This is a genomic window from Foliimonas ilicis, from assembly GCF_039939195.1.
GTDB classification, from domain to species: Bacteria; Pseudomonadota; Alphaproteobacteria; order Rhizobiales; family Rhizobiaceae; genus Foliimonas; species Foliimonas ilicis.
Genome location: NZ_JBDUUH010000011.1, coordinates 150,127 through 175,479, shown reverse-complemented (window position 1 = coordinate 175,479; position 25,353 = coordinate 150,127). Strand labels below are relative to the sequence as shown.

Sequence of the window (25,353 nt, the reverse complement as noted above, 5' to 3'; positions counted from 1 at the left end):
ACGAGTGAGATGAGCTTTAAAGTTGCGATAATCGGCCGACCGAATGTCGGTAAATCGACGCTGTTCAACAGGCTCGTCGGCAAGAAACTCGCGCTCGTCGATGATACGCCGGGCGTGACGCGCGACAGGCGCGTCCATGCGGCGAAGCTCTACGATATTTATTTCGACGTGATCGATACGGCCGGTTTCGAAACCGCTGCCGCCGCGACCCTTCAGGGCCGCATGCGCGCGCAGACCGAAATCGCCATCGAGGAAGCGGACCTGATCTTCTTCGTCGTTGACGCCAAGGTCGGCCTGATGCCCGACGACAAGAGCTTTGCCGACATCGTTCGCCGCGCCGGAAAGCCGGTCGTGCTGGTCGCCAACAAGGCAGAGGCGCGCGGATCGCAGGGCGGTTTCCTCGAAGCCTGGGAACTGGGTCTTGGAGAGCCGGTGCCGGTTTCGGCCGAACACGGACAGGGCATGCCCGATCTGCGCGATGCCGTGATCGAGGCGCTTGGCGAAGAACGCGCCTTCGGTGAAGAAGAGGAAGACGAACTCGACGTCGCCGAGAGCGAAGTGCTCATCGGTGAGGACATCGATCCCGACGCGGAAGATCATCCAGCCTATGATGAAAGCAAGCCGCTGCGCATTGCCGTCGTCGGCAGGCCGAATGCGGGCAAGTCAACGCTCATCAACACACTGATCGGCCAGGAACGTCTTTTGACCGGGCCGGAAGCCGGCATCACCCGCGATTCGATTTCCGTCGAGTGGGATTGGCGCGGCAGGCAGATCAAGCTGTTCGATACGGCCGGAATGCGCCGCAAGTCGCGTATCCACGAGAAGCTCGAAAAGCTTTCGGTTACCGATGGCCTGCGCGCGATTCGCTTCGCCGAGATCGTCATCATCGTGTTCGATGCGACCATCCCGTTCGAAAAGCAGGATCTTCAGATCGTCGATCTGATCACGCGCGAAGGCAGGGCACCGCTCATCGCCTTTAACAAATGGGACTTGATCGAGAACCGGCAGGAAACGCTTGCCGAGCTTCGCGAAAAGACTGATCGGCTTCTGCCCCAGATACGCGGGCTTCAGGCAGTCACCGTTTCTGCTGAAACGGGGCGCGGTCTGGACAAGATGATGGATGCCGTTCTCAAAACGCATCAGGTCTGGAACCGCCGCGTCTCTACGGGCAAGCTCAACCGTTGGCTGGAAGGCATTCTTGCCCATCATCCACCGCCCGCCGTTGCCGGTCGCCGTCTCAAGATCAAGTATATTACGCAGGCAAAGACCCGCCCGCCGGGCTTCGTCGTGTCGTGCTCGAGGCCCGATGCGGTGCCGCAATCTTATGTGCGCTATCTCGTCAACAATCTGCGCGAGGCATTCGACATGCCCGGCGTGCCGATCCGCGTTGCGTTGCGCGCATCCGAAAACCCGTTCGCTAACAAAGCAAAAAAGCGCAAATTGGGTTAAGGCAATTCCCCCTCGATTAACCCTTCATCAAGGTTAATAGATCATTTTCCTGAGCACTGGGGTCTGTAGCGTTCAGGAGAGTGCCCGTGCATCGTCGTCTAGTGACGCGGCAGTTATCTGTCGCGTGCAGGAATCTATTTGCCGCCGCCAAGGCAAAGCGTTCTTTTCTTTCACCTCTCGTGGTTGGTCTGGGCATATGGACAGCCTTTCCCACGGCTGTCGCCTATCAGGATATGACCAGCCTGATGTCGGGGCTGGAAGCGCCGGGCGCCCGCTGGAACTCCTTTGTCGAGAAGGCGGTCGCGGGTTCGACCCATGCCGCCGAAATGCCCTTCGCGAATGTCGATGCGAACGCCATGTCCGGGTCGGGCGTCAGCCTGCCGGGCGTCGGAACGGTCGCGTTTCGCGGAAAATCGGCCGCCGCCAGCGAAACGCCGGATGAAGACCGCATCCACCGCGCCGACAAGCAGGGCCGCGTCGTAAACGTCACGCCTGTTGCGCCGCCGAAATCCTTCAATGCAGGTTCGGTCTTCGATCGCACGAGTTCGCTGCTTCGCCCGACGATGGACGGCGAACTGCGCATGACCTTCCTGCAGTCAGAAATTGTCGGGCAGGAAATCGCCATCGCCGCCGCCTTCCACGCGTCTGAAGACCCGGAAGAAGCGAAAGGCGTGCCGACCATGCTGGCCGATCTCGTCAACAATGATCGCCCGGACATCCTCGCCACCGCATACGCACCCGCCGCACCCGATTATGCACGGGCATCGCCGTTCGAAAGCCTGCTGCGCGAAGAAGATCCGAACAATGGCCGCTTCATCCCGCCAATGTCGAAGGGCGATCATGCCTGGATGAGCAAGCCGCTTCCGGCTGAAGTGTTCTCCTCGGAAGAGCAGAAATGCCTTGCCACCGGCATCTATTTCGAAGCACGCGGCGAGAACCTTCGCGGTCAGGCAGCGGTGGCTCAGGTGATTCTCAACCGCGTCCGCAATCCGGCCTATCCGAACACGATTTGCGGCGTCGTCTATCAAAATGACGGTTGGCGCAACCGTTGCCAGTTTTCTTTTGCATGCGACGGAATCCCCGACCGCGTGAACAGCCCGCAAAATTACAAGGTCGCCGAACAGATTGCCATGGCCACCACCGCCGGCAAGATTTTCATCGATGAAGTCGGCTCCGCCACGCACTACCACGCGACCTACGTCAATCCGCGTTGGGCGCACACCATGCAGAAGATGAAGAAGATCGGCCTTCATATCTTCTATCGCACCTATGGCGGCGGCTGGAGCTGAGTCTTCAGCGGAGGCGATAATGCCCGCCACTTGCCCGGATTCGCCGTCCTGAACGGCACGGCGCGGGCGGGCAACATGTCGCACTTCACCAACGCTTTGATTTTATTTGCAAAAATACATGTAGAGACAGGGGCTGCCGTGACTTGACGGCCAAAGCCCCTCTAACTATGTTGCGCGCGACTTTAAAAGCGGACAGTAAGCAAGAAGCTGGCCGGGTATGGAGGTTGCGATGGCCGAAAAAAGCAGGCCAGACGAAACCGGAAAAACCGGACCCGGAAATCCAGCGGCACCTGAAGTTCGTGACGACGACCTTGATCGCCGTCGGCGCAGTCTTGAAGCGACACTCGCAGCAAGAAGGCCCAATGTGCGGAATGAGGGTCCGGACGCCAGATCCAGCGGCGTGACGGGTTACGGTCAGGCAATGAAGCTTTCCAGCGAGTTTATCGCGGGTATCGTTGTCGGGGTCGGAATCGGTTGGGTTCTGGACAGTTTCGCGGGAACGTCTCCTTGGGGGCTTATCGTGTTTCTGTTCTTAGGATTCGGTGCCGGTGTGCTCAATGTCCTGCGCTCTGCGGGAATGGTAGCTGATGTGGGTTTGAAGGCGCCTTCCAAGGATGCCGGCAAGCCAGACGAGAAGTAAACTGCGCCCAAGGGTGCGATTTTTGTTCGAGGGGGGCCTGAATGGCCAACGATCCGGTCCATCAATTTCATATCGCGAAATGGATTCCGATTGAAATCGGCGGGATAGATTTTTCCTTCACCAATTCCGCAGCCTTCATGGTTGCGACCGTCGTGGTGACCAGCGCGTTCCTTTTCCTCTCGACGTCGAGCCGCGGCATCGTGCCGAGCCGGATGCAGTCGCTGTCGGAAATCTCCTACGAATTCATAGCGAACATGCTTAGAGACGCGGCGGGAACGCAGGGAATGCGCTTCTTCCCGCTGGTTTTCTCTCTCTTTATGTTCGTTCTGGTCGGCAATTTCCTCGGCCTGTTCCCTTACTTCTTCACGATCACCAGCCATATCATCGTCACCTTCGCGCTGGCTCTGCTGGTCATCGGTACGGTCGTCATCTACGGTTTCATGAAGCACGGCCTCGGCTTCTTTAAGTTGTTCGTGCCGCACGGCGTTCCTGGACTTCTCGTTCCGCTCGTCGTCATCATTGAAATGATCTCCTTCCTTTCGCGTCCGATCAGCCTTTCGGTTCGTCTTTTCGCGAACATGCTGGCAGGCCACATCACGCTCAAGGTTTTCGCCGGTTTCGTGACGTCGCTCAGCGCGTTCGGTGCAGTTGGCGTTGCCGGTGCGATCCTGCCGCTGTTCATGACGGTGGCGATCACGGCGCTCGAGTTTCTGGTGGCTTTCCTCCAGGCCTATGTGTTCGCGGTTCTGACCTGCATGTATCTCAACGATGCGGTTCATCCGGGGCATTGATAAATCGGCCGGTACGGAACAAGCCGGCTTCAACCTGAAATCTACAGTTCCAATCAAGGAGTTTTAAAATGGAAGCAGAAGCAGCAAAGTACATCGGAGCAGGTCTCGCTTGTTTCGGCATGGCCGGCACGGCCCTCGGCCTCGGAAACATCTTCGGCAGCTACCTCTCGGGCGCGCTGCGCAATCCGTCGGCTGCTGATGGCCAGTTCGGCCGTCTGGTTTTCGGCTTTGCCGTGACCGAAGCTCTGGGCATCTTCTCGCTCCTCGTCGCTCTTCTCCTGCTCTTCGCAGTCTAAGAACAGCGCAATATGCGATGCACCGGCCGCACACGCGGCCGGTCTGCCGTGACAGGGGATTGAGATGTTTGTGACACCCGGATACGCGCAGGAAACTGCTCCGGTCGAAGGCGAAACCCATACGGCAGTCGATGCCGGGCACGGTCCTGCCGTGAAAGAGCCGTTTCCGCCGTTTGATCCTGCGACATTTCCGTCGCAGATCTTGTGGCTCGCGATTTCGTTCGGCCTCTTCTATCTCTTTCTGAAAAAGGTCGTGCTGCCTCGTCTTGGCGGCATTATCGAGGTGCGGCGTGACCGTATCGCGCAGGATCTGGATCAGGCCGCAAGCCTGAAATCCGAGGCCGACGCTGCCGTTGCTGCCTATGAGCAGGAATTGGCCGAAGCACGCACCAAGGCACACTCTATCGGCCAGGACGCACGCGATGCTGCCAAGGCCGATGCTGAAGTCGAACGCAAGAAGGTCGAAGCAGAACTCGACCGGAAGCTCGACGAGGCCGGAGCACGTATCGCTTCGATCAAGTCATCCGCGATGAACGAAGTCGGCATTATCGCAGAAGAAACGGCAACCGAAATCGTCCAGCAGCTAATCGGCGGCAAGACGGACAAGGCTGCGGTTGCTGCTGCGGTCAAGGCTGCCAGGGAGTAGGATCGTCATGGACGCCACATTCTGGGCCACAGTCGCCCTATTCTTGTTCCTCGCTTTGATCGTCTACCTCAAAGTTCCTGGAATGATCACCAAGTCGCTCGACGCGCGTGCAGACCGCATTCGCAACGAGCTCGAGGAAGCCCGCCGTCTCCGTGAGGAAGCACAGCAGATCCTCGCCGAGTACCAGCGCAAGCGCAAGGAAGCCGAGCAGGACGCAGCCGACATCGTCGCGTCTGCAAAGCGCGAGGCAGAACATCTTGTGGCGGAAGCCCGCCAGAGCACGGAAGAGTATGTTGCACGTCGCACCGTGCTTGCCGAGCAGAAGATCGCTCAGGCCGAGCGTGACGCCGTCAACGAAGTCCGTGCAAGCGCCGTCGATCTGGCCGTTGCGGCAGCCAGCAAGCTCCTCGCTGGCAAGATCGACGCCAAGTCCGGCGCTGAGCTTTTCAAGTCGGGCGTTCAGGAAGTGAAAGCCAAGCTCAACTGAGCAAGGTTTTTTCAGACATTGAAAAAGCCGCTGGCATCGTCAGCGGCTTTTTTGTTTGTTGGGGCACGTCAGCGGTTGAGCGAAATCATAGTGAAGCGCCTAGAGCCGTTCATTTTTTGATTGAAGCGCTGGTGGGACAGCGCCCCTCTGTCCTGCCGGACATCTCCCCACGAGTGGGGAGATTACTCTATCATTCAAGCATGGCACCAATTGCTGACGTTGCAGAGTGAAGAGGCGGAGAGTTATGTCAGCTAATCTCCCACCTGTGGGGGAGATGTCCGGCAGGACAGAGGGGGGCGCCTCGCGATTCCATCAAAACAGGAACTGCTCTACTCGTCCTCAAACACCACTTCGCGCTGAGCAACCTCCACCGATACTTCCCGCAACCTGAATGGCGCAAATGATACGCGGTGGAGCCGTTTGACCGGTCCGCATTCGCCGATGGCCGTGCGGTGGCGCACTGTGGCGTAGCCCATATGCACTTCAAAACCGTAGCGCGGATCGGATTGCCCGCAGCCATGCATGATGCGGTCGCGCATGACCTTGGCCACGACAGATGCGGCAGCGATCGATTGCGAGCGTTGGTCGCCTTTCACCATCGCGCGGCATTCACAGCCGAGCCCCGGCGGCACGTCGCGGCCGTCAGCCAATGCGAGCTTGGGAACGACCGGCAGACCTTTCAGTGACCGCCGCATAGCCTCGAGGCTGGCGCGCAGAATATTGATTTCGTCGATTTTCTCGGCGGAAATCGAGGAAAACGATACACCGAGCGCCGTATTGAGGATTTCAGTGAAAAGCGCCTCACGTTGTTCCGCGCTCAGGCGCTTGGAATCGTCGAGGCCGTCTGGAATGCGCTCCGGGTTCAAAATGACGGCTGCCGCAACCACTGGTCCGGCAAGCGGGCCGCGCCCAGCCTCATCGAGCCCGGCTACCGGCCACAGACCCTGCGCAATGGCTTTGGTCTCGACCGAAAAATCGGGCTTTTCGAGGATTTCGAAGAGAGGGGGAGAATCAGAGCGCGTACGAGCCATAGTGCGGCGATGCTCGCATCGGCTCCGATTCTCCGCAAGGCCTTCCCCTTCATTGGGGACGAAAAGGGAAGGCTCCGTCGCGCGACTTAGAGGGAAGCCGGGACGAAACTTGCTTGATTATGGATTGATCAAAGCAGAACGAGCTGCTCGTGCTCCTTCTGTGCCGCAACGAACAGATCTGTTCGCAGCGGGCGCTTTTCGACATTCAGTCCGAGCTTCTTTGCGGTGATCTCGAAGCGGCGGCCGATCTGCCAGGCGTAAGGGCCGGAACCCTTCATCCGCTTGCCCCACTCCGAATCGTAATCCTTGCCTTCCCGCATCGAGCGGATGAGTGAGAGGACATGGCGATACCGGTCAGGGAAATGGCGCAGCAGCCATTCCTTGAAGATCGGGCTTACTTCCAGCGGCAGACGCAGGATGATGTAGCCGGCCTCTCTGGCGCCTGCTGCGCGTGCCGAATCGAGGATGCGTTCCAGTTCCTGATCGGTCAGGCCGGGAATAACTGGCGCGACCATCACTGATACCGGAATACCCGCATCGCTCAATTGGCGGAGTGTCTCCAGCCTCTTGGTCGGCGTTGCGGCGCGCGGCTCCATGGTCCGCGCGATCTTGCGATCCATTGTCGTGATCGACATTGCTACCTTCGCCAGACCCTTCTCGGCCATGCGCGACAGAATATCGATGTCGCGCGTTACCAGCGCGGATTTCGTGACGATACCGACCGGATGATTGCGCGCCTCAAGCACTTCAAGGATTTCGCGCATGATACGCCACTGCTTTTCGATCGGCTGGTAAGGGTCCGTATTCGTGCCGATTGCGATGGTGCGCGGCTGGTAGCCTTCCTTCGAAAGCTCCCGGTCGAGCAGCTTTGCCGCATCGGGCTTCGAGAACAGCTTGGATTCGAAGTCCAGACCGGCAGAAAGACCCATGAAGCTGTGCGTCGGCCTTGCAAAGCAATAGACACAGCCATGCTCGCAACCGCGATACGGATTGATCGAGCGGTCGAAGGAGATATCGGGCGAGGTGTTGCGGGTGATGATATTGCGCGGCTTCTCGACCTGCACTTCCGTCTTGAAAGGCGGCAGCTCCTCGACCGAATTCCAGCCATCATCGAAGACATGGCGCGAGATCGGCTCGAAACGCCCCGACGGGTTTATGCCCGCTGCACGGCCTCTCCTGCGTTCATGATTAACGCGGATGCCGCTTTCCTCGATGATTGCATTGGCCATTCCGGAACCTCCGCTCCTGAAAGCTGCAACATCTGCACGTGAAATCGGTTCCATTTTCCTGTGCCTCCGGCGAATCGCCTTCGTCTTGTTTGATGAACATATTCCTATTTCGAGAATGAGAACAAAGCAAGAACTTTGTTCTACCCATTGATATTTCGGATAGCTGGCGCTTTTCGCGGCTTTAGGCTATTCGGCTAAGCATGCTGTCGGTTCTGATCGAAACCAAGAACGATGAAGAGCGCCTTGCGCGCACACTTGCCACGCTGATTGGCGGGGTCGTGGAGGGTTTGATCCGCGACGTCATCGTTTGCGATAATGGCTCATCGGATCAGACGCACCGGATCGCCGACCAGACTGGCTGTAATTATGTGACGGAAGGCGGGATCGCGGCAGGTATCCGCGCCGCTAAAGGCGACTGGCTGCTGATCATAGAGCCGGGTGCGCGGCTGGCTGACGGCTGGATGAATGCGGTGATCGACCATATCGGCGCTCTGCCGGGGCCTGCGCGGTTTTCGCCCGCGCGTGCCACGCGCCAGCCTCTGCTAAGGCGGGTGTTTTCGAAAAACCGGCCGCTGGCCGATGGCCTGCTGATTACGAAACGCCAGGCGCTGGCGCTTTCGGCCAAGGCTGAGAATGCGCAGGCGATGGCGCGGGGGCTTTCCAGGCGGCGTCTGCCTGCTGAGATTTGGGTCGCCCAAAGCGCTTGAGGTTGGGCGCGCTAACGCTTCTCATGCTGAGCCTGTCGAAGCACACGACACATTTCATCATCGCCACGCCCGCTTTCGCGTCTGGCCATTGTCAAAGAACCGGGAAGCGGGGCGCTTGGCCGTGCCTTCCTAGTGTAAGTAATATTTGGCGCGACGTCCGCACCCCGCCGGTCTTTGCTATCCGGTCGGTCGGGCACAATGTCTCCTGCATTCAATAGTGCAGATGAACATCGCGGTTTCTCCGCACGCTTTGGGATGTTTCATCGGCGGGGTTTGTCAGTTCCTGCCATGAACGCATCTTCGACGCGCCGACCTTCGGTCGGACATGTCTCACCCCTCGGGTCTCACGACTACCGCAGTCGCAAGTGGGAGGTCACCGCTGTCTGAACCGATACCCGGTGCGCACCGGCTTCCCGCTCAGACAGTGGGGGAATGATAGGTGCAGGCTGAAAGGGGGTGAATAAAAAACATGAAATTGGTGGTTTTTGTTCACGCAGCCAGTGGCATTCCTGTGCGTGCTTCGACAGGCTCAGCATGAGGGAAGCTGGTCGCACCGCCTAGCGCGTTTCATTTTTAAATAGAAACGCCGGCGGGACAGCGCCCCCCTCTGTCCTGCCGGACATCTCCCCCACAGGTGGGGAGATTACTCCATCATGAACGCTCGGCACCAATTGTCTAATATTGCAGAATGAATGCAGAGGATCGTGTCAGCCAATCTCCCCACCCGTGGGGGAGATGTCCGGCAGGACAGAGGGGGGCGCCTCGCGATTCCATCAAAATTGGGACCGCTCTAAGCCGATGGCTTGCCGCCGCGCCTTAGATGTTCATCCAGCCGCGGCATGATTTCCACGAAATTGCATGGCATGTGGCGGTAGTCGAGTTGGGGCTTCAGAATGCCGTCCCATGCATCCTTGCAGGCGCCGGGGGAGCCGGGGAGCACGAAGACGAAGGTTGCGTTGACGACGCCAGCCGTTGCGCGCGACTGGACGGTCGATGTGCCGATCTTGTCGTAGGAGATGCGGTGAAAGACTTCGGAAAAGCCGTCCATGCGCTTTTCGAATATCGGCTCCAGCGCTTCCGGGGTCACGTCGCGACCGGTGAAGCCGGTGCCGCCGGTGGTGATTACCACGTCGATTTCGGGATTTTTCGACCAGTTCTCGACGGTTTCGCGGATTTTTTCCTTGTCGTCCGTCACGATTTCGCGCGCCGCGAGATGATGCCCGGCTTCCTCGATGCGTTGGGCCAGCGTCAGGCCGGATTTGTCGTCGGTCAGCGTGCGCGTATCGGAAATCGTCAGAACGGCGATGCGAACGGGGATGAACTGGCGCGCTTCGCTGCTCATGAAACTGCCTTGGTGGATGAGACGAACCAGTCTGGTTGGGCTTCGGAAATCGATGCTGCTGCCTTGGCCGCATTTTCCGCGTTTTCGAACAGCCCGAAGCATGTCGCGCCGGAGCCGGACATGCGCGCAAATGCCGAACCGTTGGTGCGAAGTGCGGAAAGTGAGTCACCGATTTCGGGAACGATCTGCGTGGCCGCATCCTGAAGATCGTTGCGCGTTGTCTCCAGCCATTCGATCAACGCGGTAAAATCGAGCGCTGATGGCAGAGCGGGCAGGGGCGCATTGTCGGTGGATTGCAAAGCCTTGAAAACGGCAGGTGTCGAAAGGGCGATGCCCGGATTTACCAGAACCAAATTGAGTTCGGGAAAGCTGTTCAGGGGCTGCATGATGTCGCCGATTCCGCTGGCCAGAAGTGGCCGCCCGGTGAGGCACATCGGAACGTCCGCCCCGAGCGAAAGCGCGATTGCGTCGATGCGATCCTGCCCCTCTAAACCCCAATGGCGCGCCAAGGCGCGCAGCGTAGCCGCCGCATCGCTGGAGCCGCCGCCGATGCCGGAAGCGACGGGCAGGTTCTTTTCGAGAGCGATGGAAACGGGTTTTCTTGCTTCAGGAAAAGCCTCGCGCAGCAGAACGCGCGCGCGCAAAACTAGATTGCCTTCATCATTCGGCACGGAAGCTGAAAACGGCCCGGTGACTGAAAAAGAATCGCGCTGTGCCGGACTGAATGTCAGGCGATCGCCATGGGCGGTGAACACGATGAGACTATCGAGAAGGTGGTAGCCGTCAGCCCGGCGACCGGTTACGTGAAGCGCAAGGTTGACCTTTGCGGGCGCATGCTCGACCGCGAACGAGACATCTGGATCCACGGAATACGGTTCAGTCTTTCGCCAGACGATATTCGCCGGTCTTGGGATCTTTTACGAGCGTTCCGTTCGCTCCATTTACCGATTGCTGCTCCTGTCGGCGTACTTTCGCGGTCACGCGCTGCGCTTCTTTTACGAAGGAGCGGTAACCGACATAAGCGACGATGCCAACGAGCGCGAAGAAAATGATCTGCGGCATTTCTGTTGCCTTTCCATTGAAACCCCGGCCAAAACCGGGAGCCAATTTACAATCTAGCGCTGTTCCGCCAGAAATTCAAAGTCCAAAACGAGACCAAAGCGCACGCTCCTGTGCCGCGTCCATCAAGCCATTGGCGGCTGAAGCTGCGATGTCAGGTGGCGAAAATGTGTCTTTTGAGCCGAAAAGCCCGAGGCGTTTTCCAAGGAAGCCGCGCGGCTGCGTCACCAGTTGCAGCTTGGTCTTGGGGCCGTAGCGATCGCGCAGCACGCCGCGCATGTCGCCCAGTGCATCGACCAGCCCAAGCTCGACACCTTTGCTGCCGGTCCAGAACAGGCCGGTAAACATTTCGGGATCGTCGACCAGCTTTGCGCCACGGCGGCTTTTGACGAGATCGATGAAGGTTGCATGCACGTCGAGCTGCAACGCTTTCAGCCGCTCGATGTCTTCCTGCTTCTCCGGCTTGAAAGGATCGAGCACGGATTTGTTGGCACCAGCCGTATAAACGCGGCGCTCGACGCCGACCTTCTTCATGAGGTCGGTGAAGCCGAAAGAGGCGGAAACGACGCCGATGGAGCCGACGATGGATGACGGGTCGGCGAAAATCTCATCGCCCGCAACCGCAATCATATAGCCGCCGGATGCGGCGACATCCTCGATGAAAACCAGAACCGTCTTGTTCTTTTCTTCGGCCAGATCGCGGATACGCTTGAAGATCAGGCGCGACTGGACCGGAGATCCGCCGGGCGAATTGATCGAGATGGCGACTGCGGGCGCCTTCTGGAATGCGAAGGCCTTTTCGATGAGGCCCGCCGTGGAAGCCAGTGAAAGCGACTGCCTGAACGCGCCGCCGCCTGTCTGGATCGTTCCGTGAAGCCTGATGACTGGAATGGTGATCGCCTCTGAGCGGAACGCTTTTGGAAGCAGGCGATTGAAAATCCGTTTCACCACAGGCAGTCATCTCCGTCATTTGTTGCGAGTTTGCTTGTTTCGGATGTAGGGATTTGCAGCCCGAACACAATGCCGCTCACGGTTCAATCACCAAAAAGCGATGCCCGTCCGTTGTTTATGTCGTCGGCGCGCTGCGAAAACTCGCGGCCTTCGCCGTGGGCGATGAGTGCGGGCTTGAGGCTGAGGCCGCCGCGCGACGCGCGCACCGCACGCAATATGATGCGGATTGCAGCCGCGTCCGTGCGCGGATGGACCGGCACGATCTCGGCATTGCCGAAGCGGCCTTCGAGCGCGCTTAGTATGGAGGCGAGCGATTGCGGACGCGCGATGATCGCCAGACCGCCGCGCGGCTTCACCATGGCGGCTGCACTGCGAACCCAATGCTCGAACAGCCCGTCTTCCATCACATGCGCTTCCTTGCGCAGCACGTCGGGCGTTGCGCGGTCACGGGGGGCGTTGAAGGGCGGGTTCATGATGACATAGTCGAGGCAATTGTCGGCAAGGCCGGCATCGCGCCGTGCCTTTCCGGCAAGCGTCAGATCTGCCTCGATCACGTCCGCACGCTCTGCCAGATGGGCGTTGTTGAGGTGCGCGAGGGTCCGGCGGGCATAGCTTGCCATCTCGCCGGATTTCTCGATGAGAACGACTTTGCAGGCAGAACAGCGCGAAGCGACCGCAAGACCGGCAGCGCCTGCACCAGCGCCGAAATCCGCAAGCTTTCCTGAGAAAGTCGATGGGACGGCTGCTGCCAGCATAAGCGCATCGGTGCCGGAGCGATGCGCACCGCGCGCGGGCTGTACCAGCCAGAAATTGCCGCGGTGAAATGCGTCGAGCGTCGTTTGTGCTTCGGTCACGGCATCGATCATATGGCGGGTGCTGTCAGGTCTTGCTGATTTCGTTGCCGATGCCGGCATCGTTGAGCAGGCGTTTCGCCTGATCGATTTCGTCGTCCGCAACGAGGATTCGCTTCGGCAATACGCCGATGGAGCCGTCCAGAACGCTCATATTCTCGTCCGCGACGAGACATTCTATGCCCGCATCGCGAAGAAGTGATTGCGCGAAAGAAATAACGACGGCGTCATTGGTTCTGATGAGTTCGATCATGTGCTGAAATTTGCAGGTTGTTGGTTCAAAGTAAATCGCATTGCTCAGAATCGTAACTTAGAACGTCCGCGCCAATTCGCCCCTTGCCGTTCATACCTTTACGGCCCTAGAATCCATGCTATGCACGGCGCGTTATTTTCGGCCATGCAAGAATTGTGGGAGTATCGATAGTGGGTGTTGTGCTCAACCTTGAAGACGGAAAGCGTGGAAGCGCGTCGATAAAGCACCTCATCGACCTGACAGCGGGCGATATGGCTCGCGTGAACAAGCTTATTCTCTCCAAGGCTGGCTCCGATGTCGAAATGATACCGGAAATCGCCAATCATCTGATCTCTTCCGGCGGCAAGCGTTTGCGACCTATGGTTACGCTCGCTGCCGCGCAGATGTTCGGCTATGAAGGCGAGGGCCATGTAAAGCTCGCGACCAGCGTAGAATTCATGCACACGGCAACGCTTCTGCATGACGATGTGGTCGATGAAAGCGGCATGCGCCGCGGCAAGAAAACCGCGCGCATGATCTGGGGCAACCAGGCCAGCGTTCTGGTCGGCGACTTCCTTCTCGGCCAGGCCTTCCGCATGATGGTGGATGTCGGTTCGCTCGAAGCGCTCGATATTCTGTCGACCGCCGCTTCGGTGATTGCCGAAGGCGAGGTCATGCAGCTTGCAGCGGCCAAGAACCTCGAAACCACCGAGGACGAGCATTTCGCAGTCATCAAGGCAAAGACCGCCGCGCTGTTTTCAGCCGCCGCCGAAGTCGGCCCGGTGATTGCTGGTGCCTCGAAGAACCACCGTTCGGCCTTGCGCTCCTACGGCATGAATCTCGGCCTGGCATTCCAGTTGATCGATGATGCGCTGGATTATGGCGGCTCGAGTGCTGATCTCGGCAAGAATGTCGGCGACGATTTCCGCGAAGGCAAAGTCACCCTGCCGGTCATTCTGGCCTACAGGCGCGGCACCGGCACGGAGCGCGAATTCTGGAAGAAGGCGATCGAGGAAAACGTCACCGATGACGCTGCACTCGACAAGGCAATGGGACTGATGGCGCGGCACGGTGCGATTGCCGACACGATCGGCAGGGCGCGCCACTTCGGCGAAATTGCCCGCGATGCGTTGGCACCTTTGGATGCGACGCCGCAGAAATCGGCACTGATCGACGTTATCGATTTCTGCATCAGCCGCGTTGCCTGATGTCGAAATATTCGCTGTCTTCATTGTGAATGATGGCGGATTGAACGACGATCCCAAAAAGGCCATGCTTTTGCACCATGCCATCGAATTGAGTCTTGCATATTTATAGCGGACTGCGGGAAGGGAAATCATGCTGCAGGAACGGATCAAATGGTTTGCGGGCGTCACCGCTCTGGCGGGCGTCATGCTCACCTTGCAGCCGGCCTTCACCAAGCAGACCGAAGAACAGGTCCAGATCAGCTCGTTTTCGGGCGCTTATCTCGCAGCGCGTGTTGCCGAGGTCGATAACGATCTCGACAGCGCCATCGCTTATTACAAGCGTGCGCTGGCCTTTGACCCGGACAACCAGTCGCTGCAACAGAGCCTGATGCTTTCGCTGATCGCGCAGGGACGTTTCGAAGAATCGCTGCCCTATGCCGAAAAGCTGAAAGCGGTTCCCGATGTCGAGCGCTTTTCCCGCGTTGCGCTGGCCGTCGATGCATTCCGCAAGAAAGAATTCCAGAGCGCACATACGCTGCTGAAGCTTTCGCTGGAATCCGATCTCGACCGTCTCATCACGCGCATCATGTCGGCATGGGCAGAGCAGGGCATGGGCGAAAACGCCGATGCCGTAGCCACGCTGCAAAAGCTCGAAGGGCCTGAGTGGTATACGCTGTTCGCCAGCTACCACCGCGCGCTGGTGGCTGATGTCGCCGGCATGAAAAAGCAGGCCGATGAAGCCTATACGGCGACCATCGACAATGTCGCCGCTGGCAGTGCTGCACCCGAAACATGGCTGCGCGCAGCTGAATCCTACGCGATTTTCCTGTCGAGGCAGGGTGAGAAAGACAAGGCTCTTGCCGTCATAAGCAAGGCTGAGGAGTTCGCATCTGGTCGCCTTCCGCTGATCGCGCTGCGCGAAAAGATCGAAAAAGGCGAAAAGATCGAGCCGCTGATTGCCAATCCATCTGATGGCGCCAGCGAAATCCTGTTGAATCTGTCTGCCGCGCTCAACCGTGGCGGCGGCGAATCCTTCGTGCGGCTCTATCTGCAATATGCGCTTGCGCTGAAGCCCGACAGCGATACCGCACTTCTGCAGCTTGCAGGCGTTGCCGAACAGCAGGAGCGCCCGGAAGAAGCGATTTCCTTCTACGAGCGCATTCCCGATACCTCGCCGCTCAAGCGCGTTTCGGAACTCCAGCTTGGTCTGAACCTTGCCGATCTCGACCGCCATGACGAGGCGATCCAGCATCTGCAGGCGCTTCTGGATGGTGACCCGGACGATATGCGCGCCTATCTGGCGCTCGGCGGCGTCTATGCGTCGAAGGAAGACTATAAGTCTGCGGCGGCACTTTACGACAAGGCGGTCGATCGTCTGAAAGAGCCGACGAATGCCGATTGGAACATCTTCTACCAGCGCGGCATCGCCTATGAGCGCCTGAAGGAATGGCCGAAGGCGGAGCCGAATTTCCACAAGGCGCTGGAACTGTTCCCCGACCAGCCGCAGGTGCTGAATTATCTCGGCTATTCATGGGTCGATATGAATATGAAGCTTGAAGAAGGCCTGGAGATGATCCGCAAGGCCGTTGAGCTTCGTCCGAGCGATGGCTATATCGTCGATTCGCTCGGCTGGGCTTATTACCGCCTTGGCCGCTTCGATGAAGCTGTGACCGAACTGGAACGTGCGGTTTCCTTGAAGCCCGACGATGCTGTGCTGAACGATCACCTTGGCGACGCTTACTGGCGCGTCGGCCGCAAGCTGGAGGCCACTTTCCAGTGGAGCCATGCGCGCGACATGAAGCCGGATGAGGCAATTCTGGCCGATGTTCAGAAGAAGCTGAAGGAAGGCTTGGGGCCAATCGAAAACAAGGCTGCGCAGGAAGTCCCGGCAAAGGCTGCGCCGCCTGCCAATGCGCCCACGCCTGAGCCGGAAAAGCGCAGCGATGCGGCTCCGGCACCCGCCGGAGTGCAGCCTGCTTCGACGGCATCGGTGAAGCCGGTTCCTGCGTCCTACCGGGTGCAGCCCGGCCAGTCGCTGTGGTCCATCGCTAATGAAAAGCTCGGCAATGGCAATCGTTATCTGGAAATCCTGAACCTCAATCCGGTTCTGCGTGGCGATCCGGGCCGCATCGTTCCCGGTCAGGAACTGGTGCTGCCTGAGGCCAACTGATTCCCTGTAACGCTTGACGCATTTTCCGGGGCGCTCTAGACCCTGACGGCGTTCGGAGAGCGGATCGTGGTTCCTGAAAACCATGATCCGGTTTGACCGGCGTTGACCGTCAACCATCGAGTTTGCCCGTGACCGCGACATTGCCCGCCCATCTGAACCCGACGCGCTCCTTTCAGGGGTTGATCCTGACCCTTCACAATTACTGGGCGGAATATGGTTGCGTCGTGCTGCAGCCGTACGACATGGAAGTCGGCGCGGGTACGTTTCATCCGGCAACGACCTTGCGCGCGCTCGGGCCTCGCCCGTGGAACGCGGCCTATGTCCAGCCGTCGCGCCGCCCCAAGGATGGCCGCTACGGCGAAAATCCGAACCGCTTGCAGCATTATTACCAGTATCAGGTGATCCTGAAGCCGAACCCTTCCAACCTTCAGGAACTCTATCTCGGGTCGCTGGCCGCGATCGGCATCGACCCGCTGGTGCATGACATCCGCTTTGTCGAGGACGATTGGGAAAGCCCGACGCTCGGCGCATGGGGCCTTGGCTGGGAGTGCTGGTGCGACGGCATGGAAGTCTCGCAGTTCACCTATTTCCAGCAGGTCTGCGGCATCGAATGCTCACCCGTTGCGGGCGAATTGACCTATGGTCTGGAACGCCTGGCGATGTATGTGCAGGGCGTCGACAATGTCTACGACCTGAACTTCAACGGCCGCGAGGGCGACGAAAAAGTCACCTATGGCGATGTGTTTCTTCAGGCCGAGCAGGAATATTCGCGCCACAATTTCGAACATGCGAATACCGCCGTCCTGCTGCGCCATTTCGAGGATGCGGAAGCCGAGTGCAAGGCGCTGCTGAAGGCAGGTGCCGACCGCGCCGAGGGCGCGCCATACCAGATGGTTTTCCCGGCCTATGACCAGTGCATCAAGGCCAGCCATGTCTTCAATCTGCTCGACGCGCGCGGCGTGATCTCCGTAACCGAGCGCCAGAGCTACATTCTGCGGGTGCGCAATCTCTCCAAGGCGTGCGGCGAAGCCTTCCTCGAAACAGACGCTGGCGGCTTCAACTTCAAGCACGAGGCTGCATAATCATGCCCGATCTTCTTCTCGAACTTCGCTCCGAGGAAATTCCGGCGCGCATGCAGCGCAAGGCTGCTGGCGATCTGAAGAAAATGATCACCGACGGTCTGGTCGAAGCCGGTCTCACCTACGAGGCCGCGCGCGAATATTGGACACCGCGCCGCCTGACGCTCGATATTCGCGGCCTGACGGCGCGTTCCAAGGACACGCATGAGGACCGCAAGGGCCCAAGCACCAAGGCGCCGGAAGCTGCCATTCAGGGCTTCCTGCGTTCCGCTGGCCTGTCTTCCATCGAGGAAGCGCATGTCCACACCGATCCAAAAAAGGGCGATTTCTACGTCGCGCATATTTCGAAGCCGGGCAGGGCGGCAGAAGACATCATCGCGGCACTCGTGCCCGATGTGATCCGCGCATTTCCGTGGCCGAAATCCATGCGCTGGGGGCCTGCCTCGGCAAAGCCGGGCAGCCTGCGCTGGGTGCGACCGCTGCAATCCATCGTCTGCACCTTCGGCCCCGAAACCGAAGAACCTGTCGTGGTCGATTTCGAAATCGATGGCATCAAGGCGGGCAACACCACCTATGGCCACCGCTTCCATTCGCCGGGCGCAATCACCGTGCGCCGCTTCGACGATTACACGTCGAAGCTCGAAGCCGCGAAGGTCATCATCGATGCTGATCGGCGCAAGGAAATCATTCTGTCGGACGCCAAGAATCTGGCATTCGCAAACGGTCTGGAACTGGTCGAGGACGACGCGCTGCTGGAAGAGGTTTCGGGCCTCGTCGAATGGCCGGTCGTGCTGCTTGGCGAGTTCGAGCAAGACTTCCTCGAAATCCCCGCCGAAGTCATCCGCCTGACCATCCGCGCCAATCAGAAATGCTTCGTCTGCGCGCCAGCCGATGGCAATGCTGCACTTTCCAACCATTTCATCCTCACCTCGAATATCGAGGCGAAGGACGGCGGCAAGGAAATCGCGCATGGCAATGGTAAAGTCGTGCGCGCGCGGCTTTCCGATGCACTCTATTTCTGGAAGACGGATCAGGGCGATCTGCCCGATCTGGCAGAGCTTGAAGCATCCGCTGAAAAGTTCGGCCTCAACCTGAAAAAGCCGCTCGACCAGCGCATGGCCCGCCTCGACCATCTGAACGTGACATTCCACGCCAAGCTTGGAACGCAGGGCGAACGCGTCCAGCGCATCAAGCGGCTGGCTGCCGAACTCGCGCCGATTGTCGGCGCTGATCCCGAATTGGCAGAACGCGCGGCTGTGCTTGCCAAGGCCGATTTGCAGACGGAAGTTGTTGGCGAGTTTCCTGAACTGCAAGGCGCGATGGGCCGTAAATACGGGCTGCTTCAGGGCGAAAATCCGTCGGTCGCGGCGGCTATCGAAGAGCATTACAAGCCGCAGGGTCCGTCTGATCGTGTCCCGACCGACCCGGTTTCGGTGGCTGTGGCGCTTGCTGATAAGCTTGATACGCTGGTGGGTTTCTGGGCTATTGACGAAAAGCCTACGGGTTCGAAAGACCCGTATGCGCTGCGACGCGCGGCGTTGGGTGTGGTTCGGATTTTGGTCGAGAATGACGCTCGTGCCTCTTTAACCAATATTTTTGGCCAACAGGCATCGGCACTGCTGTCTTCTTGTTGGGACGAAGGCAAATTGTCCAAATTGCAAGAGTGGAGGCAGAATCTTAGCGACCTTTATGATGACCCAAAGTGGCAGGAAGAGCTGTCTAGGACGGCAGAAGCATCGCCGTGGGGAGCTATAGTTCGCGGGTACATTTCTGATGGGGATTACGACAGCGCCTTGGACATGATGCTGGTCTATTCGGACAAGGCTTCCATAGATAGCTACGACTGGGGAGAAGACGGAGAGATTGATCATGAAGACGCGATCGCGACGCATCGCTATGTCAGTGCAAAAGTTGATTTAGCTTTTGCGACATTGTGTTCAGACCTTATCTCCTTCTTCCACGACCGTCTGAAAGTCTATCTCCGCGATCAGGGTGCGCGGCATGATCTGATTGATGCGGTGCTGGCGACGGGTTCGCGCCCGATCTCCCCACCTGTGGGGGAGATGTCTGCGAAGCAGACAGAGGGGGGCGCTGTCCCGCCAGCATCTCAACCCGATCAGATTGCTGAGACCACAAAAGGTGGGCGCTCTACGTTGCCCCCCTCTGCCCTGCCGGGCATCTCCCCCACAGGTGGGGAGATTGGCAAATCGCAGAGCGAAGGCGCGGTTCAGAACCAGAACGACGACCTCCTCGCAATCGTTCGGCGCGTCGAGGCACTTGGCTCTTTCCTCTCCACCGACGACGGCAAGAACCTGCTGGCGGGCACCAAGCGTGCGGCAAACATTCTTGCTGCCGAGGAAAAGAAGGGCACGCGCGTTGCGAATGCCGTCGATGCCTCGCTGTTCCGCGAGGGTGCCGAGGAAAAGCTGTTCGCAGCGGTGAACCAGGCCGAGAGCGAAGCAGCGCAAGCGATTCAGAATGAAGATTTTTCCGCTGCTATGCGCGCACTTAGCGTGTTGCGTGAGCCGGTTGATTCATTCTTCGAAGGCGTTCTCGTAAACGACGACGACGAGGCCGTGCGCGCCAATCGTCTGGCTCTGCTCGCCCGCATTCGCGCTGCTACCGATCAGGTCGCGGACTTTTCCAAAATAGCGGGTTAAAGCGATCTTGTTCTAACGGAATCGCGAGACACCCCCCTCTGCCCTGCCGGGCATCTCCCCCTCAAGGGTGGAGATTGGCTGACACAGCGCTCGGCTTTGATTCTGCAACGTTAGCGATTGGTGCCGCACTTTTATGACAGAGTAATCTCCCCCCTTGAGGGGGAGATGCCCGGCAGGGCAGAGGGGGGTGATGTCTCGTTAAAGAGCCCTTAGCTCAAAGCGGAATCTGCGCGGGGGCCGGAGGCGGTGAAGCCTTGTCGTTTCCCGGCACAGTTGCGGCCACTGCTGCTGGTGCGCGTTTGGCGGACGCTTGCGAGACCGCTGGCACATCCACCTCACCACGGAAAACCGTAGGCAGCGAACCCGGACGCCGAGCCTGCTTTTTCGCGCCATCGTGTTTTGCGGCAGATGCCGGTTCGCCAAGCGTGACGATGGAGCTGCGCTCCAATGTCGTACCAGCTTCCGATGCTCCAAGGGTAATAATGGATGACGCTTGCGCGCTGCCCCATGTTGCAGTGAGCAACACGCACATGATTCCAAATTTCATAAAAGTCCCGCCCCGCCTAGATAGTCATGGTTGGTAGCGTGACGAGGTTGATTTCGGTTTGCAGGAATAGGTCGCATTTTAACGATCTGCATTTTCGCGCCGCTTGCCGCGAAGGGCCGGGCGATATAGTCAGAAACCTCAAAAATTGGCGGCGCGGACAAGTGGCAAAAATACTGGAACCTGGACAAGCGATGGACGAGGCCTTGACCCTGCTTGGGTCGGGCGATGTGATCGCAGTTCCCACAGAAACGGTCTACGGGCTGGCGGGCGACGCGACCAATGGCGAAGCCGTTGCACGCATTTTCGAGGTCAAGGGCAGGCCGCGTTTCAACCCGATGATCGCGCATGTCTCGGACATGGCGATGGCCGAAAGGCTGGTGCATTTCGATGAGGTGTCGCGCGCTTTGGCCGAGGCTTTCTGGCCCGGCGCGCTGACGCTTGTGCTGCGGCTGAAAGACGATGCCACGGTTCATCCTCTCACGACCGCAGGCCTCCATACGCTCGCCGTGCGTATGCCGCGCGGCTTTTCGAGCGAATTGATCGCCGCTCTCGGCAGGCCGCTGGCCGCGCCCAGCGCCAATTCCTCCGGCCTCATCACTGGAACGAGTGCTGCGGCTGTGGAAGCCGACTTAGGGCCGAAGATCAAGCTGATCGTCGATGGCGGCGCGACGCCGATCGGGGTCGAATCGACCATCGTGAAAGTGGATGGCGGACAGATTTATCTTCTGCGTCCAGGCGGCGTTGCGGCGGAAGACATAGAAAAAGTCACCGGCCTGCCATTGCTGCGCGAAACCGGCGGCAAGATCGAAGCGCCCGGCATGCTGGCCTCGCATTATGCGCCCCGCGCAGCGGTGCGGCTTGGCGCGGTGGAGGTCTCCGCCAATGAGGCGCTTCTGGGATTTGGGCCAACGCGCGCGCTGGGTGCCGAAAAGGCCGCCGCCTTTCTGAACCTGTCCGAACGGGCGGATCTGCGCGAGGCCGCAGCCAATCTGTTTTCCTATATGCGCGAGCTCGATGCTTCAGGCGCTTCGGGAATTGCCGTCGAGCCGGTGCCCACGCAAGGGCTGGGCGAGGCGATAAACGACCGGCTTTCGCGCGCCGCCGCACCGCGCCATCTATAGTTTCGGAGGAAATATGAGTATGGATGCCGCACTTCTCGATCGCTTCGCAGTAATCGTCGGTGAAAATTACGCCGTGCGCGACGAGGCCGACAAGGCCCCTTTTCTGGTCGAGCAGCGCGGGCTGTTTCCGGGCGTCTCGCCGCTGGTTCTGCGGCCGGGAACCGTCGAAGAAGTCAGCGCCATCATGCGCCTTGCCACGGAAACGCGCACGCCCATCGTGCCGCAGGGCGGCAATACCGGGCTGGTCGGCGCGCAGATGCCGCATCGCGACGGCAGCGAGATCGTGCTTTCGCTGTCGCGGCTGAACCGCGTTCGCGAGATCGATGTTTTGTCGAACACGATCACGGTCGAGGCAGGCGTCATCCTCGATAATCTGCACAAGGCGGCGGACGGGGCTAACCGGCTGTTCCCGCTGTCTCTTGGTTCTCAAGGCTCCTGCCAGATCGGCGGCAACCTATCGTCCAATGCGGGCGGTACGGGGGTGCTGGCCTATGGCAATGCGCGCGAGCTTTGCCTTGGCGTCGAAGTCGTGTTGCCGACGGGCGAGGTGTTCGATGATCTGCGAAAGCTGAAGAAGGACAATACCGGCTACGACTTGAAGAACCTGTTCGTCGGCGCGGAAGGCACGCTCGGCGTTATTACCGCCGCCGTCATGAAGCTGGTGCCAAAGCCGCGCGGCCGCGAAGTGGCGTGGGTCGGGCTTGCCTCGCCGGAAGATGCGCTGAAGCTTTTCAGCCTTGCGGAAGATCGCGCAGGCAGCAACCTGACCGGCTTCGAACTGATTACCGATCTCGCGCTCGAGTTTTCCGTGAGGCACGTCCTGGGTAATATTCGCCCGTTGGCGACCCCTTCGGCGTGGAATGTGCTGATCGAGATTTCATCGGGCCGCTCGGCGGAAGATGCGCGTCAACTGATCGAGGAGATTCTTACCGAAGGGCTGGAAGCGGGCCTGATGGACGATGCCGTGATTGCGGAAAGTCTCGGTCAGGCAGCAAATTTCTGGCGTCTGCGCGAGGAGATTTCCGGCGCGCAGAAGCCCGAAGGCGCATCTATCAAGCACGACATTTCCGTGCCTGTCGCGTCCATCCCGGAGTTCATCGTGCGCGGTGAGCAGGCGGTGCGCTCGGTCAGCCCGCAGGCGCGCATCGTCTGCTTCGGCCATATGGGCGACGGCAATCTGCATTATAACATTTCGCAGCCCATAGGCGCGGACAGCCGCGGCTTTCTCGATCTCTATCGCCCGATGAACGATGCCGTGCATACCGTGGTGCGAGAACTTGGCGGTTCCTTTTCGGCCGAGCACGGCATTGGCCAGATGAAGCGCGACGAACTTCTCGCCACCGCCCCGCCTGTCGCCATCGACCTGATGCGCCGCGTGAAAACGGCCTTCGATCCGGCGGGAATTATGAATCCGGGTAAGCTTATTTAGAGGCCGTTATTTTTAAATAGAGACGCTGGCGGGACAGCGCCCCCCTCTGTCCTGCCGGACATCTCCCCCACGGGCGGGGAGATTACTCTATCATTTAAAGCACGGCATCAATCGCTGACTTTGCAGAATGAAAAGGCGGAGAGTTTTGTCAGCCAATCTCCCCACTCGTGGGGGAGATGTCCGGCAGGACAGAGGGGGGGCGCCTCGCGATTCCATCAAAACAGGAACCGTCTAGGAGCAGCGTCATCCCGTATACCTCTGCTTCGCTGCCTTGGCCCAAGACGGCGATCATTCACCCATCCTTCACACATCTTTACAACATCTTGTGGCTGGTCGGATTCCGATAACCATTTGAGAGATCAGGAAAATTTAACCGACTTTTTTAAGAGGGCCGGTAAGGTCCGCCCGCTACAGTCCTTCCTATAAAGAGGCCGGGAAAACCGGTTCAGGGAGACCGGAAAACCGGCTCTCGAAAGTATAACAGGAAGGCACAATAACGATGAACACCGGACTGAAGCCAGTCTGGGCGGGGCGCAACATGCGCCTCGACCCTTACCGTCTGCCGCAGATGGTCACTTACGCCACGCGTGACAGCTACGGAGACGTTACCTTCACGATCGATCAGCGTGGCGCGACCGTGCGCCGCCTTCTGGAAAAGAGCGGCCTGCCGGCGACCGTCGTGCTGCCGGCAAACGCCTTCCGCGGCGTTGCCGCCCGCGCATTGGAAGATGGCGACGGCAATGTCACCGTCACGCTGGAACTGCACCACCGCGACCCGATGCTCTCGGTTCCGTTGCTGGTGGCACACAATCTTGAAGACGTCGCTGCAGACTGGCGCGCATGGTCGGAAGCCTACGGTCTGGAGATGCTGCTGATCGAGGCCGATGGCGTCGCCCGTACACTGGAAGAATCGCTCAGTGCCGCCATCAAGGCCGCATCGCCTGCGCCGCGCCGCAAGGGCAGCGAAGCCGTCCGCCGCCGCCCGCGCTTTCTGGCTCGCCGTAAATCCGGCGATCTCGGCATGCGGTTGGTAGTCGGCGGCGAAGAGATCATCGCCCGCGATTAATAATTCAGGTGAGGACGGCCTGCAAATGGCCGTTCTCTGCGCTTCCGGTTCTCGATAACGGCCATTTCGGCACGTCCTGACCTGAATTCTAGATCAGCGGCTTGAGGGCGACCCACAAGCCGCCGCCGATCAGTCCCAGAAAGATCATCCAGCCAACCTGATTGTTGGATCTGAAAAGCCGGATGCACTGGTCGGGATCGTTGATGTCGAGCACGGCGATCTGGCGCGCCATATGCGCGCCGGCAGCGGCAAGTCCGGCAAGGGCGGGCATGGGCGCTTCCGCCGCCGCATAGGCAAGCGCGAAAAGTACCAGCGCGCCGCCGTAAAGCCCGACCAGCCACGCCTTTGTATTGTCTCCGAACCGTCGCGCGGTGGACCCCACGCCGACCAGCGCGTCGTCTTCCTTGTCCTGATGCGCGTAGATCGTGTCGTAACCGATCACCCACAGGATGCAGCCTGCGTAGAGCAGGAAGGCTGCGCCATCGACGTCTTCGAATTCAGCAGCCCAACCCATCAGCGCGCCCCATGAGAAGGCGAGGCCAAGCACAAGCTGCGGCCAGTTGGTAAAGCGCTTCATGAACGGATAGGCCGCGACGATAATCAGCGAGCACAGCCCCAGCGGAATGGCGAAACTGTTGAACTGCAGCAGCACCAGTAGGCCGACCAGCGCCTGCAGGACGACGAAAAGCCATGCCTGCTTCCTGGTGATCTGGCCGGATGGCAGCGGGCGTGAACGCGTCCGTTCCACCGCCGCATCGATCTTATAGTCGACAATGTCGTTATAGGCGCAGCCCGCTCCGCGCATGGCGATGGCGCCGATCAGAAACAGCACGAGATACCAGGGCGAGGGCAGGAGAGACATCAGCGCGTCTTCCGGTCGCGCGAACGCGATTGCGGCGAGTGCCACGCCCCACCAGCACGGCCAGAGCAGCAATTGCCAGCCTATCGGCCTGTCCCAGCGTGCAAGCTGCGCGTAAGGCCACAGCCAGCGCGGCAATGCCCGGTAAACCCAATGCCCGGTCGGCGCGTCTGCGACGCGTCCCTGAGCCTCTCTCGTTTGAATATCTTCCATGGCTTGACGTGCCAGCCGGGCG

25 protein-coding genes are annotated in these 25,353 nt (G+C 59.4%); 15 read left to right on the top strand and 10 right to left on the bottom strand.

Annotation, left to right across the window (positions count from 1 at the left end; genetic code table 11):
• Positions 1 to 9 precede the first annotated feature (9 nt).
• The 7 genes from der to ABFT80_RS21585 all read left to right on the top strand — a co-directional run bounded on the left by der (position 10) and on the right by ABFT80_RS21585 (position 5,598).
• Positions 10 to 1,449 (top strand): ribosome biogenesis GTPase Der, encoded by a 1,440-nt coding sequence (der, locus tag ABFT80_RS21615; RefSeq protein WP_347974023.1) that lies wholly within the window; start codon positions 10 to 12, stop codon positions 1,447 to 1,449.
• An 86-nt stretch (positions 1,450 to 1,535) separates the two neighbouring features.
• Positions 1,536 to 2,738 carry a cell wall hydrolase gene (locus tag ABFT80_RS21610; protein ID WP_347974022.1) on the top strand — a complete coding sequence of 401 codons (1,203 nt, stop codon included), beginning with the start codon at positions 1,536 to 1,538 and terminating at the stop codon, positions 2,736 to 2,738.
• 229 nt (positions 2,739 to 2,967) lie between these two features.
• Positions 2,968 to 3,378, top strand: coding sequence for an AtpZ/AtpI family protein (locus ABFT80_RS21605; RefSeq protein WP_347974021.1), 411 nt, complete (start codon positions 2,968 to 2,970; stop codon positions 3,376 to 3,378).
• Between the two features lie 41 nt (positions 3,379 to 3,419).
• On the top strand, positions 3,420 to 4,169 hold the full coding sequence (locus ABFT80_RS21600) for a F0F1 ATP synthase subunit A (protein ID WP_347974020.1): 750 nt from the start codon (positions 3,420 to 3,422) through the stop codon (positions 4,167 to 4,169).
• A gap of 68 nt (positions 4,170 to 4,237) precedes the next feature.
• Entirely contained in the window at positions 4,238 to 4,465 is a 228-nt protein-coding gene (locus ABFT80_RS21595; protein ID WP_347974019.1) for a F0F1 ATP synthase subunit C, read from the top strand.
• A 64-nt stretch (positions 4,466 to 4,529) separates the two neighbouring features.
• Positions 4,530 to 5,111: a F0F1 ATP synthase subunit B gene (locus ABFT80_RS21590; protein WP_347974018.1), complete on the top strand. Its 582-nt coding sequence runs from the start codon at positions 4,530 to 4,532 to the stop codon at positions 5,109 to 5,111.
• Between the two features lie 7 nt (positions 5,112 to 5,118).
• Positions 5,119 to 5,598, top strand: coding sequence for a F0F1 ATP synthase subunit B (locus tag ABFT80_RS21585; RefSeq protein WP_347974017.1), 480 nt, complete (start codon positions 5,119 to 5,121; stop codon positions 5,596 to 5,598).
• Between the two features lie 329 nt (positions 5,599 to 5,927).
• On the opposite strand, the gene ABFT80_RS21580 is transcribed toward ABFT80_RS21585, so the two are convergent.
• A complete protein-coding gene (locus ABFT80_RS21580) occupies positions 5,928 to 6,629 on the bottom strand; it encodes a ribonuclease HII (protein WP_347974016.1) in 702 nt (233 codons plus the stop codon).
• A gap of 128 nt (positions 6,630 to 6,757) precedes the next feature.
• A complete protein-coding gene (locus tag ABFT80_RS21575; RefSeq protein WP_347974015.1) occupies positions 6,758 to 7,912 on the bottom strand; it encodes a PA0069 family radical SAM protein in 1,155 nt (384 codons plus the stop codon).
• A gap of 146 nt (positions 7,913 to 8,058) precedes the next feature.
• On the opposite strand from ABFT80_RS21575, the gene ABFT80_RS21570 reads away from it, so the two are divergent.
• Positions 8,059 to 8,565 carry a glycosyltransferase gene (locus ABFT80_RS21570; protein WP_347974014.1) on the top strand — a complete coding sequence of 169 codons (507 nt, stop codon included), beginning with the start codon at positions 8,059 to 8,061 and terminating at the stop codon, positions 8,563 to 8,565.
• Positions 8,566 to 9,355: 790 nt separating this feature from the next.
• Here the strand turns inward: ABFT80_RS21570 and moaB are convergent.
• The 6 genes from moaB to ABFT80_RS21540 all read right to left on the bottom strand — a co-directional run bounded on the left by moaB (position 9,356) and on the right by ABFT80_RS21540 (position 13,021).
• On the bottom strand, positions 9,356 to 9,907 hold the full coding sequence (gene moaB, locus ABFT80_RS21565; protein WP_347974013.1) for a molybdenum cofactor biosynthesis protein B: 552 nt from the start codon (positions 9,905 to 9,907) through the stop codon (positions 9,356 to 9,358).
• Positions 9,904 to 10,773 (bottom strand): 4-(cytidine 5'-diphospho)-2-C-methyl-D-erythritol kinase, encoded by an 870-nt coding sequence (locus tag ABFT80_RS21560; protein ID WP_347974012.1) that lies wholly within the window; start codon positions 10,771 to 10,773, stop codon positions 9,904 to 9,906. Before ABFT80_RS21560 ends, moaB begins: the two co-directional genes overlap by 4 nt.
• Positions 10,774 to 10,783: 10 nt before the next feature.
• Positions 10,784 to 10,969, bottom strand: coding sequence for a hypothetical protein (locus ABFT80_RS21555; RefSeq protein ID WP_347974011.1), 186 nt, complete (start codon positions 10,967 to 10,969; stop codon positions 10,784 to 10,786).
• A gap of 75 nt (positions 10,970 to 11,044) precedes the next feature.
• Positions 11,045 to 11,914 carry a S49 family peptidase gene (locus ABFT80_RS21550; protein WP_347974067.1) on the bottom strand — a complete coding sequence of 290 codons (870 nt, stop codon included), beginning with the start codon at positions 11,912 to 11,914 and terminating at the stop codon, positions 11,045 to 11,047.
• 86 nt (positions 11,915 to 12,000) lie between these two features.
• Positions 12,001 to 12,783 carry a tRNA1(Val) (adenine(37)-N6)-methyltransferase gene (locus tag ABFT80_RS21545; RefSeq protein ID WP_455189982.1) on the bottom strand — a complete coding sequence of 261 codons (783 nt, stop codon included), beginning with the start codon at positions 12,781 to 12,783 and terminating at the stop codon, positions 12,001 to 12,003.
• A 13-nt stretch (positions 12,784 to 12,796) separates the two neighbouring features.
• A complete protein-coding gene (locus ABFT80_RS21540) occupies positions 12,797 to 13,021 on the bottom strand; it encodes a putative signal transducing protein (protein ID WP_347974009.1) in 225 nt (74 codons plus the stop codon).
• 170 nt (positions 13,022 to 13,191) lie between these two features.
• Between ABFT80_RS21540 and ABFT80_RS21535 the strand changes: the two genes are divergently transcribed.
• The 4 genes from ABFT80_RS21535 to glyS all read left to right on the top strand — a co-directional run bounded on the left by ABFT80_RS21535 (position 13,192) and on the right by glyS (position 20,096).
• Positions 13,192 to 14,208 carry a polyprenyl synthetase family protein gene (locus ABFT80_RS21535; RefSeq protein ID WP_347974008.1) on the top strand — a complete coding sequence of 339 codons (1,017 nt, stop codon included), beginning with the start codon at positions 13,192 to 13,194 and terminating at the stop codon, positions 14,206 to 14,208.
• Between the two features lie 130 nt (positions 14,209 to 14,338).
• A complete protein-coding gene (locus ABFT80_RS21530) occupies positions 14,339 to 16,357 on the top strand; it encodes a tetratricopeptide repeat protein (protein ID WP_347974007.1) in 2,019 nt (672 codons plus the stop codon).
• Positions 16,358 to 16,485: 128 nt separating this feature from the next.
• Positions 16,486 to 17,439, top strand: coding sequence for a glycine--tRNA ligase subunit alpha (locus ABFT80_RS21525; protein ID WP_347974006.1), 954 nt, complete (start codon positions 16,486 to 16,488; stop codon positions 17,437 to 17,439).
• Positions 17,440 to 17,441: 2 nt separating this feature from the next.
• Positions 17,442 to 20,096 (top strand): glycine--tRNA ligase subunit beta, encoded by a 2,655-nt coding sequence (gene glyS / locus ABFT80_RS21520; RefSeq protein ID WP_347974005.1) that lies wholly within the window; start codon positions 17,442 to 17,444, stop codon positions 20,094 to 20,096.
• Positions 20,097 to 20,310: 214 nt separating this feature from the next.
• On the opposite strand, the gene ABFT80_RS21515 is transcribed toward glyS, so the two are convergent.
• Positions 20,311 to 20,643, bottom strand: a complete 333-nt coding sequence (locus tag ABFT80_RS21515) for a hypothetical protein (RefSeq protein WP_347974004.1) — start codon at positions 20,641 to 20,643, stop codon at positions 20,311 to 20,313.
• 191 nt (positions 20,644 to 20,834) lie between these two features.
• Between ABFT80_RS21515 and ABFT80_RS21510 the strand changes: the two genes are divergently transcribed.
• The 3 genes from ABFT80_RS21510 (at position 20,835) to ABFT80_RS21500 (ending at position 24,259) form a co-directional block, all read left to right on the top strand.
• A complete protein-coding gene (locus ABFT80_RS21510) occupies positions 20,835 to 21,764 on the top strand; it encodes an L-threonylcarbamoyladenylate synthase (RefSeq protein WP_455189981.1) in 930 nt (309 codons plus the stop codon).
• 13 nt (positions 21,765 to 21,777) lie between these two features.
• A complete protein-coding gene (locus ABFT80_RS21505; protein ID WP_347974002.1) occupies positions 21,778 to 23,193 on the top strand; it encodes an FAD-binding oxidoreductase in 1,416 nt (471 codons plus the stop codon).
• Positions 23,194 to 23,692: 499 nt separating this feature from the next.
• The gene (locus tag ABFT80_RS21500) at positions 23,693 to 24,259 is read left to right on the top strand and encodes a DUF6101 family protein (protein WP_347974001.1); all 567 of its coding nucleotides are present in this window, start codon (positions 23,693 to 23,695) and stop codon (positions 24,257 to 24,259) included.
• 88 nt (positions 24,260 to 24,347) lie between these two features.
• On the opposite strand, the gene ubiA is transcribed toward ABFT80_RS21500, so the two are convergent.
• Positions 24,348 to 25,331, bottom strand: a complete 984-nt coding sequence (gene ubiA, locus ABFT80_RS21495; protein WP_347974000.1) for a 4-hydroxybenzoate octaprenyltransferase — start codon at positions 25,329 to 25,331, stop codon at positions 24,348 to 24,350.
• Positions 25,332 to 25,353: the final 22 nt, after the last annotated feature.

Bases quoted from the DNA above. Each gene is read 5' to 3' on its own strand.
- moaB (WP_347974013.1), bottom strand. From the start codon at position 9,907: ATGAGCAGCGAAGCGCGCCAGTTCATCCCCGTTCGCATCGCCGTTCTG.
- ABFT80_RS21590 (WP_347974018.1), top strand. From the start codon at position 4,530: ATGTTTGTGACACCCGGATACGCGCAGGAAACTGCTCCGGTCGAAGGC.
- der (WP_347974023.1), top strand. From the start codon at position 10: ATGAGCTTTAAAGTTGCGATAATCGGCCGACCGAATGTCGGTAAATCG.
- ABFT80_RS21530 (WP_347974007.1), top strand. From the start codon at position 14,339: ATGCTGCAGGAACGGATCAAATGGTTTGCGGGCGTCACCGCTCTGGCG.
- ABFT80_RS21515 (WP_347974004.1), bottom strand. From the start codon at position 20,643: ATGAAATTTGGAATCATGTGCGTGTTGCTCACTGCAACATGGGGCAGC.
- ABFT80_RS21585 (WP_347974017.1), top strand. From the start codon at position 5,119: ATGGACGCCACATTCTGGGCCACAGTCGCCCTATTCTTGTTCCTCGCT.
- ABFT80_RS21570 (WP_347974014.1), top strand. From the start codon at position 8,059: ATGCTGTCGGTTCTGATCGAAACCAAGAACGATGAAGAGCGCCTTGCG.
- ABFT80_RS21505 (WP_347974002.1), top strand. From the start codon at position 21,778: ATGAGTATGGATGCCGCACTTCTCGATCGCTTCGCAGTAATCGTCGGT.
- glyS (WP_347974005.1), top strand. From the start codon at position 17,442: ATGCCCGATCTTCTTCTCGAACTTCGCTCCGAGGAAATTCCGGCGCGC.
- ubiA (WP_347974000.1), bottom strand. From the start codon at position 25,331: ATGGAAGATATTCAAACGAGAGAGGCTCAGGGACGCGTCGCAGACGCG.
- ABFT80_RS21580 (WP_347974016.1), bottom strand. From the start codon at position 6,629: ATGGCTCGTACGCGCTCTGATTCTCCCCCTCTCTTCGAAATCCTCGAA.
- ABFT80_RS21575 (WP_347974015.1), bottom strand. From the start codon at position 7,912: ATGGAACCGATTTCACGTGCAGATGTTGCAGCTTTCAGGAGCGGAGGT.
- ABFT80_RS21605 (WP_347974021.1), top strand. From the start codon at position 2,968: ATGGCCGAAAAAAGCAGGCCAGACGAAACCGGAAAAACCGGACCCGGA.
- ABFT80_RS21595 (WP_347974019.1), top strand. From the start codon at position 4,238: ATGGAAGCAGAAGCAGCAAAGTACATCGGAGCAGGTCTCGCTTGTTTC.
- ABFT80_RS21545 (WP_455189982.1), bottom strand. From the start codon at position 12,783: ATGATCGATGCCGTGACCGAAGCACAAACGACGCTCGACGCATTTCAC.
- ABFT80_RS21600 (WP_347974020.1), top strand. From the start codon at position 3,420: ATGGCCAACGATCCGGTCCATCAATTTCATATCGCGAAATGGATTCCG.
- ABFT80_RS21540 (WP_347974009.1), bottom strand. From the start codon at position 13,021: ATGATCGAACTCATCAGAACCAATGACGCCGTCGTTATTTCTTTCGCG.
- ABFT80_RS21510 (WP_455189981.1), top strand. From the start codon at position 20,835: ATGGACGAGGCCTTGACCCTGCTTGGGTCGGGCGATGTGATCGCAGTT.
- ABFT80_RS21555 (WP_347974011.1), bottom strand. From the start codon at position 10,969: ATGCCGCAGATCATTTTCTTCGCGCTCGTTGGCATCGTCGCTTATGTC.
- ABFT80_RS21500 (WP_347974001.1), top strand. From the start codon at position 23,693: ATGAACACCGGACTGAAGCCAGTCTGGGCGGGGCGCAACATGCGCCTC.